Source organism: Pseudoalteromonas sp. SiA1, assembly GCF_018732205.1.
In the GTDB taxonomy this organism is placed as follows: Bacteria; Pseudomonadota; Gammaproteobacteria; order Enterobacterales; family Alteromonadaceae; genus Pseudoalteromonas; species Pseudoalteromonas tetraodonis.
In genome coordinates this window covers 577,422-591,222 of record NZ_CP076085.1, presented here as the reverse complement: position 1 = coordinate 591,222, position 13,801 = coordinate 577,422, and the positions used below count along the sequence as shown (strand labels likewise).

9 protein-coding genes are annotated in these 13,801 nt (G+C 42.6%); all 9 read left to right on the top strand.

The genetic code is table 11. The features are described 5' to 3' along the window. Window positions 1-403: 403 nt before the first annotated feature. On the top strand, window positions 404-2,758 hold the full coding sequence (locus tag KK487_RS17960) for a TonB-dependent receptor (RefSeq protein WP_013463035.1): 2,355 nt from the start codon (window positions 404-406) through the stop codon (window positions 2,756-2,758). Between the two features lie 14 nt (window positions 2,759-2,772). Further along, a complete protein-coding gene (locus KK487_RS17955; protein WP_036955083.1) occupies window positions 2,773-4,926 on the top strand; it encodes a dihydrolipoyl dehydrogenase family protein in 2,154 nt (717 codons plus the stop codon). After that, window positions 4,907-5,731 (top strand): DUF547 domain-containing protein, encoded by an 825-nt coding sequence (locus tag KK487_RS17950; protein WP_013463033.1) that lies wholly within the window; start codon window positions 4,907-4,909, stop codon window positions 5,729-5,731. Before KK487_RS17955 ends, KK487_RS17950 begins: the two co-directional genes overlap by 20 nt. Continuing rightward, complete coding sequence (locus tag KK487_RS17945) at window positions 5,718-6,995, top strand: ABC transporter substrate-binding protein (protein WP_016900604.1); 1,278 nt, start codon at window positions 5,718-5,720, stop codon at window positions 6,993-6,995. The genes KK487_RS17950 and KK487_RS17945 overlap by 14 nt, the downstream gene beginning before the upstream one ends. After that, on the top strand, window positions 6,992-8,707 hold the full coding sequence (locus KK487_RS17940) for an ABC transporter permease (RefSeq protein ID WP_016900603.1): 1,716 nt from the start codon (window positions 6,992-6,994) through the stop codon (window positions 8,705-8,707). Before KK487_RS17945 ends, KK487_RS17940 begins: the two co-directional genes overlap by 4 nt. Window positions 8,708-8,731: 24 nt before the next feature. Beyond that, window positions 8,732-9,370: an ATP-binding cassette domain-containing protein gene (locus tag KK487_RS17935; protein WP_016900602.1), complete on the top strand. Its 639-nt coding sequence runs from the start codon at window positions 8,732-8,734 to the stop codon at window positions 9,368-9,370. A gap of 28 nt (window positions 9,371-9,398) precedes the next feature. Next, complete coding sequence (locus KK487_RS17930; protein ID WP_013463029.1) at window positions 9,399-10,049, top strand: CDP-alcohol phosphatidyltransferase family protein; 651 nt, start codon at window positions 9,399-9,401, stop codon at window positions 10,047-10,049. Beyond that, window positions 10,042-10,830, top strand: coding sequence for a sterol desaturase family protein (locus tag KK487_RS17925; protein ID WP_016900601.1), 789 nt, complete (start codon window positions 10,042-10,044; stop codon window positions 10,828-10,830). Before KK487_RS17930 ends, KK487_RS17925 begins: the two co-directional genes overlap by 8 nt. A 271-nt stretch (window positions 10,831-11,101) precedes the next feature. Beyond that, a complete protein-coding gene (locus tag KK487_RS17920; protein WP_016900600.1) occupies window positions 11,102-13,759 on the top strand; it encodes a glycoside hydrolase family 16 protein in 2,658 nt (885 codons plus the stop codon). Window positions 13,760-13,801: the final 42 nt, after the last annotated feature.

The following is a 13,801-nucleotide window of genomic DNA, read 5'->3' as shown; positions in this document are numbered from 1 at the left end:
GGAATAACCACACTACACAGGCTCTGCCTTGCCTAAAAGCCAAACATACAGCTGCAAATTCAACCTCGAAAGATAAACAGGCCCTTTACATCACTATAAACACCCCACACCGAAGCGATAATAAAGACCACTGCAAACGATTTTGTACATCAGTATTCATTGAACCTGTCATAAAATTTCCTTAAAAAAGATATAAATAAACTAATAAGCAATAAAGACCGTACAAACTCCCTTTTATTTCATAATAATTGTAAATAGCTGTTAAGCTTGTTTAATAAATCGATTAACAAAGCAGCTATTTTTAATATTTTAATAAATAACAATATTGTTAAATTGCTGAAAGTTATTTTTAAGCCTTTCGGTCTTTTATAACCATCAACATACAATTACAGAGAGAAAACGTTTGAAATATTCATCCTTGGCCGTATCTATAGCCGCTTTATTAAATACACCCGCTATTGCTTTTGCTACAACAAAGCCTGTAACAGAAAATGCCATAGAGCGTATTGAAGTAGCGGGCCAAAGTTTAAATTCTCAAGGACTTTCTGTTAAAGATGCAACCATAAATGGCCCCTTTGGCGATAATTTAGCACTGCAAGATATAGCACGTTCAGTCACGCCTATTTCAAAAGAGCTAATAGAACAACTTAACATTACCACCTTGCAAGATGTACTTGCTGTGAGCCCTAATACGTATGCCGCCAGTGGCTTTGGTGCACCAAGCTTACCCACTATTCGTGGCCAATTAGGTGAGCTTTTTCAAGATGGAACTCGTCGCCAAGCAGGTAATAACGGCTTTGGTGTGCCGTTATCATTTAACGCGGTAGAACAAATAGATGTAGTTAAAGGCGCTCCTCCAGTATTGTTTGGTTCAAGCCAGCGCAATGGTGGTTTTGTAAATTTACACTCTAAGCAAGCCTCCACTGAAGAACACAAAGGTAAAGCGAAGCTCTCTGCGGGTCGTTGGGATCAATACACCGCTCAGCTTGATTACACCGCACCGATTGTAAAAGACAAAATTGGTTTTCGTGTGAGTTATGAACACCTTGATCATGGAAGCTACTACGATTACTCAGGGACTAAAAGTGACAGTCTTTTTGCAGCACTGCGAGTATTGCCTGATGATAAAAGCAGCTGGGATATTAACTTTGAGCTATATCAGGTTGAGTTTACCGACAACGCCGGTATTAACCGCCCTACTCAAGCACTCATCGACCATGGTCTTTACATTACCGGCCAAGGCGTTCAAGCAAACGGCAGCACAGTACCCGCAGCGGGTTCAATTGTATCTCCTACAGGGTTAGTTAACATTGATCGCAGCACCGTACTTACCGACCCTGATAACCAAAACGAAGCCACTACTTACCTACTACACAGTATTTATAAGCGCGAGCTTTCAGATAAAGCGTCGCTTAAAAATATTAGTTATTTTCAGCACTTAAAACGTGATGAAGTGGCTCAAAACAGTTTTGTTGAAATTATAGATGGTGCCGATACCGCACAAAACCGCACTGAACTAACGTATCAATGGAATAATGAACAGCAGACTATCTTAGCCTTTGATGTGCGCTACAACAAAGTACTTGGATACAGCCAATTTACCACCGAGGCCGACACGCCAATTGATTTAACGGGTCCACTTTCAAACCGTCGTATTCCATTAACCGATGCGCAAAAAGCACGCTTAGTTGAGCTGCGCCCCGGTGTATTTGTATCTCCAGGTGGTCAATACGATATAAACGGTGATGGCAGTGGTGATTTTAACTTATCAGACACCACCGACTCGCGTTCTTGGCAAACTGGCTTTGCTATACAACAAGACTCACAGTGGACAAATAAACTGCGTACCAGTGTGGGTTACCGCCTTGATTATTATGATGTAGAAGCACACGATCCCATAGCGCCACAAGGACAAACAGCAGCCAGTGATAGCATTAACGACACGCTGCAATCTGGCCAAATCAGTTTTAATTACAAGCTCAATACTGATTTTACAAGTTACGGCGCAGCAAGTTACAACGAAGCGACTTCAAATAGTATGGCCGGTGGTAACACCTTAGGTGGTGACAACACGATTAGTGCGCAAAACTTTGCAACCGAAAACACGCTGGTAGAATTTGGCTTAAAATATGCGCCTACCAACAGCGATTGGTATGCTGATGGCGCCCTATTTAGCCAGCGCCGTAGTTTACGCAACCGCGATGGCAGCAATACCGGTATTCGTACCTCAGGTTTTGAAGGCCAAGTATTTTACGACGCTTACCCATATTGGTTAAGTGCAGGTTATAGCTATATTGACGCACGCTACGATAACTCTGCGACTGGCCAAGACTCGGCGCAAATTGCTGATGCGTTTGATAACTCACGCCCAGATATTATTGCCGGTAATGGTATAGGCGCGCCAAGTTATACAGCGTTTGCCCCTTCAAATAGCCAAGTACAAGGTATTCCTGAGCAATCGTTAAGCGTTAATGGTAGTTATTCAATTAATGAGAAATGGCAGGCAGGTTTTTCAGCTTTATATACAAAGAGTTACCCGCTAGATTTTTTACAAACAGTGAAAATTCGTGACCAATACACGTTAAACGTCAATACCAGCTACGCGTTTACGCCTAGCACTAAGTTGCGATTAGATGTGAACAACGTCACAAATCAAGATAACTGGCGTCCAGTGTTTGAAGGCGGCTATTTTGGCGCAACATTAGCATTCCCTGAATTACCAATAAACGCCAAGCTTACCCTAACGCATAACTTTTAAGCCCAAGAGATAATATGATTAAAAAACTATTGTTATTATTGATTGCAGCAGCCGGTATTGGCATGTTCTTTCATTTTAATTTGCACCAGTTACTTACACTCGATGGCTTAAAAGGGTCGATGGATCAGTTTAACCAATACAAAGCGCAATCGCCGTTGTTAGTTATTGGCGGGTTCTTTTTACTCTATGTGGTAGTAACGGCTCTCTCTTTACCCGGCGCAGCTATTTTAACATTGGCCGCAGGCGCATTATTTGGCTTAGTAGAAGGCTTACTGGTGGCGTCGTTTGCCTCAACGATTGGTGCTACCCTTGCCTTTTTAGTGTCACGCTATTTATTACGCGACACCATTAAAAAACGGTTTCCTGAGCGTTTAGCTGCTATAGATAAAGGCGTAGATAAAGAAGGCGCTTTTTACCTTTTTACTTTGCGTTTAGTACCGGTATTTCCGTTCTTTTTAATTAACCTATTAATGGGCTTAACCGCTATTAAGTCGTGGACTTTTTATTGGGTGAGCCAAATTGGTATGTTGGCAGGCACCTTTGTATTTGTGAATGCCGGTACTCAACTTGCACAAATTGAGCGTTTATCGGGCATTTTGTCACTAGATTTAATTCTGTCATTTGCTCTATTAGGTGTATTCCCACTGATTGCGAAAGCGATTTTAAATGTATTTAAAAAACAACGGGTTTATAAAAACTACACTAAGCCCAAAAAATTCGACCGTAACATGATTGTTATTGGCGCGGGTGCAGGCGGCTTAGTTACCAGCTATATTGCCGCCGCAGTAAAAGCCAAAGTCACCTTAATTGAAGCCGGCGAAATGGGTGGTGACTGCTTAAACACTGGCTGTGTGCCTAGTAAAGCCATTATTAAAAGTGCAAAAATAGCACAGCAAATGCGCCATGGCGAAAACTATGGCCTTGAAAACACTACACCGCAGTTTTCCTTTAAAAAAGTAATGGCACGTGTACATCAAGTCATTGCTGATATAGCCCCGCACGACAGCATAGAGCGCTACACAAATTTAGGTGTGGAGGTTTTAAAAGGCTATGGAAAATTGATTGACCCGTGGACAGTGGAAATTAAACTTAACGATGGCAGCACGCAAACTCTTACCGCTCGCACACTTGTTATTGCCACCGGTGCACGCCCGTTTATACCGCCACTGCCAGGTATTGAAGAAACCGGTTACGTTACCAGCGATACTTTATGGAGCAAATTTGCCGAGCTCGACGAAGCGCCCAAAAAACTGGTTGTTTTAGGTGGGGGCCCGATTGGTTGTGAGCTTGCACAAAGCTTTGCTCGTTTAGGCTCAAGTGTGACGCAAGTTGAAATGACTCAGCGCGTTATGATCAAAGAAGATGTTGAAGTGTCAGCTTTTGCACACCAATCATTGGCCGATAGTGGCGTTAATATTTTAACCTCACACCAAGCGCTGCGCTGTGAAGCACGCGAGGGTAAAAAGTACCTCGTGGTGAAGCACAACGACACCGAAATTGATATTGAATATGATGAGCTACTGTGTGCCGTTGGCCGAAGCGCACGCCTCAAAGGCTATGGCCTTGAAGAGCTTGGTATAGAAACTAATCGAACCATAGTAACTAACGACTACTTAGAAACACTCTACCCTAATATTTTTGCCGCAGGCGATATTGTAGGCCCGTACCAGTTTACTCACGTTGCGGCTCATCAGGGGTGGTACGCGGCGGTTAATGGCTTATTTGGCCACTTTAAAAAGTTTAAAGTAGATTACCGTGTTATTCCATGGACCACCTTCATTGATCCAGAAGTCGCGCGCGTAGGCCTAAACGAGCAAGAAGCGATTGATAAAGGCATAGACTATGAAATCACCCGCTTTGAGTTTGAAGAGTTAGACCGCGCCATTACTGAGAGCGCCAATAATGGCTTTATTAAGGTGATCACCCCTAAAGGAAAAGACAAAATACTCGGAGTTACTGTGGTTTCTGAGCATGCAGGCGATTTAATTGCTGAATTTGTTTTAGCCATGAAACACGGCCTTGGCCTTAATAAAATTCTAGGCACAATTCACAGCTACCCAACATGGGCAGAAGGCAACAAATATGCCGCTGGTGAATGGAAACGTAACCATGCTCCACAAACTGTTTTAAACATGCTTGAAAAATACCATGCATGGCGCCGAGGTTAAGCCTTTGTATACGTTATTGAAGTTTTTAGTTTTAAGTGCACTACTGGTCACGGCGTTTAAAAGTAGTGCACAAAACCTGCACGATAGTTGGAACACGCTATTAACTAAACATGTTGTCGCTATTAATCATGGGCACAGCACTGAGGTTGATTACGCTGCAATTAAACACGAGCATACCCAATTAAAAGCATATTTAAATACGTTAACAGCCATCACACCAGGTGAATTTAACACGTGGGGTAAACACAAACAGTTGGCGTTTTTAATTAATGCCTATAATGCCTTTACCGTTGAACTAATATTAACGCAGTACCCTAATATTGAATCAATCAAAGAGTTAGGTAGCTTTTTTAGTTCACCGTGGAGCAAAGAGTTTATTTCGCTGCTAGGTAAAACACGCAGCCTTGATGATATAGAGCATGAGTTAATTCGTGGTAGTGGTAAATACAACGACCCGCGTATTCACTTTGCAGTAAACTGCGCCAGTATTGGTTGCCCTGCACTTCGTGAAGAAGCCTACTCGGCCGATAAACTAGAAGAGCAATTACACCAGCAAACTGTTCGTTTTTTGTCAGACAACACCCGCAACATGGCAACAGGCAATACTTTAAATGTATCGTCTATTTTTAAATGGTACGGCGGTGATTTTGAACAAGGCTTTAAAGGAGCAAACACATTACACCCGTTTTTAGCACAATACGCTGATGCATTAAAACTGCTACCCGCTCAACAAAAAGCGCTGCAAAATAATGACATGAAAATTAAATTTTTAGATTACAACTGGAATTTAAATGCACGTCGTTAAGCCAATACAAATACTCAGCCGATATTGTTTTTTGAGTATTGCTTTGTGCATTGTTTTAGTTGCTAGCTTTAAAACCATGGCAACCTCTCCCTCTGATACTCGCTGGCAAACTATCCAAAGCCAAGGTAAAAACCAACCCGTTTATTTTTATGCATGGGGCGGCGATCCGCAAATAAATGCCTACATTCAATGGGTGGCTGAGCAGGTCAAAGCGCAATATGATATTGAATTAGTGCATGTAAAATTAAGCGATACCAGCGAAGCAGTAAGCCGAGTATTAGCAGAAAAATCAGCCAATAATCACGCTCAAGGCAGTGTCGATTTAATTTGGATCAATGGCGCTAACTTTGCCGCTATGAGTAAGCATGACTTGCTGCTTAAAGACTGGGCCCAGACGCTGCCAAATTTTGCATTAACCGATCCTAATAATAACCCCGCGGTAAACTTTGATTTTGGTTTGCCTACAAACGGGATGGAAGCGCCTTGGGGGCAAGCGTCGCTCACTTTTTATTACGACAGCCTAGCAATAGATGGCAGCACAACGAATCAATTACCCACCACCCTACATCAGTTATTAACTTGGAGCGCGCAAAACCCTGGGCGTTTTAGTTACCCAAAGCCGCCTGATTTTTTAGGCATGAGCTTTTTAAAATACGCTTTAGTGGTACTACATAACAACAACGATGATGAATTAAAAGCACAGCTAAACCAGCCAGCTACAGATAAAAACACCACTGAGGTGCTCAACCCTTTGTGGGTATTTTTAAATAAATTACACCCTGCGCTTTGGCGTAGCGGCAAACATTTTATGCAAAGTGGCGCACAAATGCGCCGCTTAATTGACGATACTGAGCTTAGTATCGGGTTTACCTTTTCAGCGCCAGAAGTGCCCGCTGCAGTACAACGCTTTGATTTACCCACCAGCACCCGCAGTTATGCTATGCATGATGGCAGTTTAAGTAACACCCATTTTGTAGCAATACCGTATAATGCAAGCCATGCACAAGGCGCACAGTTAGTCGCTAATTTTTTATTAAGCCCTCAAGCGCAAGCTCATAAACAAAAGCCCACTATTTGGGGCGATAAAACCGTGTTGATCCAATCAATGCTAAATACCCAGCAACAAGCCTTATTTAAAACCACACAACCGCACCCAAGTGCGCTGCCTTTTAATAGCATAAAACGCACACTCAGTGAGCCTCACCCAAGTTGGGTTAATGCCATAATGCAAGGTTGGCAAACGCGCTATGGGGTTAGCCAATGAATAAAGTACCCGCTTCAAATAGCCTATTTACCTTTTTGGTCAAACTAAGTCCTTACTGTTTGGTTGCATTGCTTACTTTACCCGTTTTAGGGGGGGTAATCGGCGTGCTTTTACCTGCCTTTGGTTGGGCGCCGGCACTCAATGAAACAAATATTGGCTTAGCAGGATTTAACGCATTATGGCAAACGCCTGGATTGACACACATGGTAGAGCTGAGCATACGAACAGGGCTTATTAGTACCTTAATCGCGTTTGTGCTGATGATCATTATGCTTGGCGCGTTTTTTAATAGTGTGTGGCTTAAACGCATTGAATATATTTTAAGTCCAATATTGGTTATTCCGCATGCCGCTGCCGCGATTGCGGTGAGTTTTTTAATTGCGCCATCGGGGTTATTTACTCGTTTATTTTCTCCATGGTTAACTGGCTGGCAATTAGCGCCAGAAGGCGCGTTACCTTACGACGCTTTTGGCTGGAGCATTATTATTGGGCTTGTGCTTAAAGAGTTACCTTTTTTACTACTGATTGCATTGGGTGTTTTGGCGCAACCCGAACTTGGTAAAAAGCTACGCAAGCAGCATCAAATTGCGGTTAATTTAGGTTATTACCCTATGGTGGCGTTTTTTAAAGTGGTGCTACCCAGTTTATACCCACTGTTACGTTTACCTATTTTTGCAGTACTTGCTTATGCCAGCGCCAGCGTTGAAATGCCACTCATTCTTGGCCCAAATACCCCTCCCACTTTAGCCGTTGCTATAATGCACTGGTTTAACGATGTAGATTTAAACCTGCGAATAAAAGCCTCGGCGGGTGCCCTGTTACAATTAGCGGTCACTGTTGGACTACTCTTAACGTGGCTATTGCTTGAAAAAATCATTGCTCTAGTTTTTAAGCAATCACTTATTAATGGCCGCCGCCAGTATGCACATCAATTGATCTGCACATTTACTTATGTTTTCACGAGTCTAATTTTAATTTTTATTGTTGCTACGCTAATTGGGTTAGTGATGTGGTCAATAGCGGGCTATTGGCGTTTTCCGGATACCGTGCCCTCAAGCGTGGTATTTCTGCATTTTCAACATGCATTTACACAAATACATACTCCCTTGTTTAATACCTTAATAATAGGGGGAATAAGTACGCTGTTTGCTATCACTATGGTATTGCTGTGCTTAGAAGCCGAGCAGTTAAACGCGAAACTCTTGTCGAAATGGACACAGTTAATTATTTATCTTCCTTTATTAGTGCCCAGTATTGCGTTTTTATTTGGTATTGTGTGGTTACAACAACTGCTCAATAGCCAGCATGCCTTTTTTAATGTGATATTTGTGCACGTTTTATTTGTTTTACCGTATGTTTTTTTATCTATTGCCGATAGTTACAGGCGTTTAGACCCTCGATTAGCGCGCGTTGCCGCAAGCTTGGGGGCAAGTCCCTGCAAGGTGTTTTTACAGGTTAAATTGCCACAACTATTCGCCCCTATTTTAATCGCGATAGCGCTTGGGCTGGCGATTAGTTTTGGCCAGTATTTATCTACACTTTTAGCCAGTGGCGGGCGTATAAGTACCATTACCACCGAAGCCGTAACCCTTGCTAATGGCGCAAGCAGACGCACCAGTGCAGTTTACGCCATTTTACAAATGGCATTACCGCTAATTGGTTTTGGTGTGGCATGGGTGTTACCTAAATACTTTTTTAAAGCGCGCGCTTAACTATAAAACCATTAAGGCTATTTAATGCAGTCATCATTACACATCAAAGATTGTCAGCTTTACCGTCAAGGCGAGCTGTTACTAAGCTTAAACGAGCAAGTAAATGGCGGCGAAATACTCACCATCATGGGGCCATCGGGCAGTGGCAAGTCAAGCTTATTAAATTGGCTTACAGGCTGTTTGCCCAAAGACTTTAAGGCACAAGGCGAAGTATGGCTAAATGAGCAAAATATAGATAACACCCCCCCGCATTTACGCCATATTGGGGTGCTCTACCAAGACGCTTTATTGTTTTCGCATTTAACAGTGGCAGGAAATATTGCCTTTGCTATGCCCAAAGGCAATAAAAAGCAGCGTCTTGAAAAAATAGACCACGCCCTAGAACAAGTTGGCTTAAAAGGATTGGCAGCCCGTCATCCCGACAGCCTATCTGGTGGGCAGCAAGCGCGTGTTGCACTGCTACGCATGTTGCTCAGCGAACCTAAAGCTATTTTACTCGACGAGCCTTTTAGTAAACTCGACACCCAATTGCGTGTTGATACCCGCGAACTGGTGTTTAGTCAAATACGCGAGCATAAATTGCCTGCCATTATGGTTACACACGACCACAGTGACGCCGTGGCAACAGCTGGCAAAGTGATTACTCTAGGCACTGATGCTTAAAACCTGACTCATATTCAAGGCAATACGTATGTTAGATAAATTTGTTACCCCCATTATAAAGCCACTACTAACACCGGTTGTTATGCTCATTAATAAAAGCGGCATTACAGCTAATCAACTCACTGTTTTTGGTTTTTTAGTGGGTATGTTTGCCGTGCCTTTACTTGCCTTTGAAATGTGGTATGGCGCATTAATCGCCATTGCGTTGAATAGAATTTTAGATGGACTGGATGGCGCATTAGCCCGCTATGCTAATCAAAGTTCTAGCGCGGGTGGGTTTTTAGATATTACTCTCGACTTTTTATTTTACGCAGCGATTCCACTGGGCTTTATTTTGGCTAATCCAGCACAAAATGCCATTGCAGGTGCTATTTTACTGGCTACTTTTATAGGTACCGGTTCCAGCTTTTTGGCCTTTGCAATTGCCGCTGAAAAATTTAAACTCGACAAACCACAATTTAAATATAAAAGTTTTTACTACTTAAATGGCTTAACCGAAGGCACAGAAACCATTGCCTTATTTGTTGCCTTTTGTATTTGGCCGCAGCACTTTGCCATAATGGCCAGCTTATTTGCTGCAGCTTGCGCCATAACGATTTTCACCCGTATTTATGGCGGTTATCACACATTAAAACAACTAGAAGCTAATATCAGTAAAACGGAGGCTATCAATGGATAACGAATTATGGTGGCGGCTTGGATGTTTTGTAAGTATTTTAGTCATAATGATGCTGCTTGAGTGGCAAGCCCCTGCACGGCAATCGCCCATAAAAGCCACTAAACGTTGGGTTGCGAATTTTGGTCTTGTATTTACCTCTTCAGTGATTGCTCGGTTAGCGGTTCCTTTAGGGTTAACCGCCGCCGCGCTTTATAACCAAGAACATAGTATCGGTGTGTTTAATCAACTGACTATGCCTCTTTCAGTAGCAATTATACTTAGCCTGCTGTTGCTAGATATACTGATTTATTGGCAACACAGATTATTTCATAAAATTCCAATTTTATGGCGTTTACACCGTGTTCACCATGCTGATGCGCACGTAGATACAAGCACTGGGCTGCGCTTTCACCCTATTGAAATAGGTCTTAGCATATTGATAAAGCTTGCCGCCATAACTGCTCTTGGCGTGCCCGCCATTGCAGTACTTATATTTGAAATAACACTCAATGGGTTAGCACTGTTTAACCACGCAAATATTCGCTTGCCAAACGCAATAGAAAAACCACTGCGCCTCATCCTTATTACCCAAGCGCTGCACCGCATACATCACAGCCAAAACCCCGAAGAAACAAACAGTAACTTTGGGTTTAGTGTAACTTGGTGGGATAGACTTTTTGGCAGCTATAAATCACAGGCAAACCAGCCTGATAAACGTATTGCACTTGGTTTGAGCCAATACCCAAACCCCGAACAAAATTCATCCTTGTGGCAATTGTTAATAATGCCATTTAAAAAATAGCAATACGGCTAATGAAAACGCCCATGTACACCTTTTAAACCTTTATTTATAACATTACTTGGGCGTTTAACCGTTCCTGTTAACAAAAACACCCCGTTAAAAGTAAATCAATTGTAAATTATTTAAACAAATTCTTGACCCAGTTAAAAATCCCCCATATTATTTGTAAGCGCTTACATTTATCACACATAAAAATGTAAGCGCTTACAAAAATGAAAAAATCAACAAATACACTATATTCTGACAATAATCAGTTGAACGGGGTTCAGTTATGAACATTGAAACAACACGCATTACTCGCCTTTTGGCTGCTATTTCATTAGCATCTCTGGCGGGTTGTGGTGGTGACGCAGCAACCACTACTACAGATATTGAAAAAGTAAACCCTACTGAACCAGTCTCTGACTGGCGTATGGTATGGAACGATGAGTTTGACAGCACTAGTATTGATACTAACAAGTGGAACTTTGAATTAAACTGCGCTGGCGGTGGTAACAACGAGAAACAATGTTATACCGACAGTGAAGAAAACGCCTTTATTAAAGACGGTGTACTAAACATAGTCGCCTTACCTGCAGAAGAAGGCGCAGAAAAACCATACACATCAGCCCGTTTAAACACCCGTTACAACGCAGACTTTACTTATGGCCGCTTTGAAATGCGTGCAAAGTTGCCTTCGGGTCAAGGTAGCTGGCCAGCTTTTTGGATGATGCCAACCGATGAAGAATATGGTACTTGGCCGCGCTCTGGCGAAATTGATATTTTAGAAGCGGTAAATTTAAAAACAGTTGCTGAAGATGGCACCGTTGAAGCTAATATTCATGGCACACTTCACTATGGTCGCGAATGGCCAAATAACTCAAGTTCAGGTAAAGCGTATACATTCCCTGAAGGGATGAATCCTGCAGACGATTTTCATACCTACGCAATTGAATGGCAAGAAGGCGAAATTCGCTGGTACGTAGATGGCTATTTATACGCCACTCAACGTCGCTCTGAAGTTCGTTACAATTCAAAAGATGAACCTGTTGGCTTAAAGCATAAAGGTTGGTTTGCTGAATACTTTGAACAAGGTAGCGGCGAGCTAACAACGCATTGGGATAATGCCCCATTTGATAAAGACTTTTACCTTATTTTAAACAATGCTGTTGGTGGTGATTGGCCTGAAAACGTAAATAACTTAGGCGTTGACGCTGCAGCATTTGCAGAAGGTCAAAGTTTTGAAATTGATTACGTGCGTGTTTACGAATGTGCCTCTAACCCAACCACAGGTAAAGGCTGTGAAACAGTCCGCCCAGGTTACGATAGCCTAGAAGATGCACTTGTTGAAGGTAAAGCCCCTGTACCTACCCCGCCAAGTGATGGTGTTGCAAAGAATCTTGATATTTTTGATGGCAGCTTAAATGCCAACTGGATCGCATGGGATTGTTGCGGTGGAACAACACCAGAAACCATTACTGACGCTGACAAAGGCGACGTAATTAAGTTTAACATTAACGATAATAACGGGACTGTGCTTGGTTTCTCTACCCGCGGTGGTCACTTCCCTGATGATTTTACTGGCACTTCATCTCCATTTGATGCATCACCTCTACTTGATTTAAATGGTCGACTCACCTTTGATATGAAAGTAGTAACGCCACCAACATCTTCAACTACTTGGTTATTAAAAGCCGAAGCGGGTGATGGTGGTCCTAATACCGGCGATGTAGCCCTTAGCGATAGTAATGAAGGTGTTACTCCTGTTACTGGCCAATGGCAAACCTATACATTCCCACTTTCTTTACTACAAGAAAGAGGCTTAGATTTAAGTGCCATTGATGTATTAATGGTATTCCCAGCATGGCAAACAGGTGCAGGCGCTGAATATTTAATTACCAATGTTGCGATTGAAGGTGATTTACCTGGAAGCCCAGAAGTTGACCTATTCACAGACGGACAAAATCTAGATTGGCCAATGTGGGATTGTTGTGGCGGTTCAACACCAATTGAGGTAGTAGATGATGAAGAACACGGTTTAACCGCAGAGTTTAGCATTGGCGAAGCACCCACTGTAATGGGCTTTAATACTCGCACCTCAGCCGGTGGTAGTGGTAAACCATTTGATGCAACAAGTATTTTAGAAAATGGTGTACTACAGTTTGATGTAAAAGTAATGTCAAATCCAAATGATCCAGCAGCTGTTTGGACAATGAAGATTGAATCTAATGAAGGCGATACAGCGGTAGAGCTTCCATTAACCGATGCTGGCGATGCACCCGTTGCTGGTGAGTGGAAAACTTATACCTTTACATTCGCTGACTTAGCGGGCGCAGGTTTAGATGTTAGTGCCATTGATGTAGTGATGATATTCCCAGCATGGGGCACAGGTGAAGGTGCGGTTTACCGTGTTGATAACGCTAAAATGTACGATCCGAGTGCATCAGCAGGCGATGAAATCACTATTTTCCAAGATACAGCCGCAGATATGTGGAGTATTTGGGACTGTTGTGGTGGCTCTACACCGACTGAAGAAACTGACGATGCTGAACACGGCACAGTGGCTGAGTTTGTTATTGGTGCTACACCAACAGTAATGGGCTTTTTAGCTGACGAAGGTGTTTCTTTTGATGCATCAGCAATATTAGCAAATGGTGTTGTGCAATTTGAAATGAAAATGGTGACACCACCAAATGATCCTGACTCAGTGTGGACATTTAAAATTGAGTCAACAGGTGCAGCAACGGCGGTAGAGCTTCCTCTTGCACAAAGCGTTGAAGGTGAAGTACCGGTTATTGGGCAATGGCAAACATACACGTTTACAGTGCAATCATTATTTGATGCAGGTTTAGACATTAGCGATATCAATGTACTGATGGTTTTCCCAGCGTGGGGAACAGGTGAAGGTGCAGTTTATCGTATCGACAATGTGGTTATCGCTAACCCATAAACCCTAATTCAGTGGTAGGTACTAAATTAAAAGTACCTACTT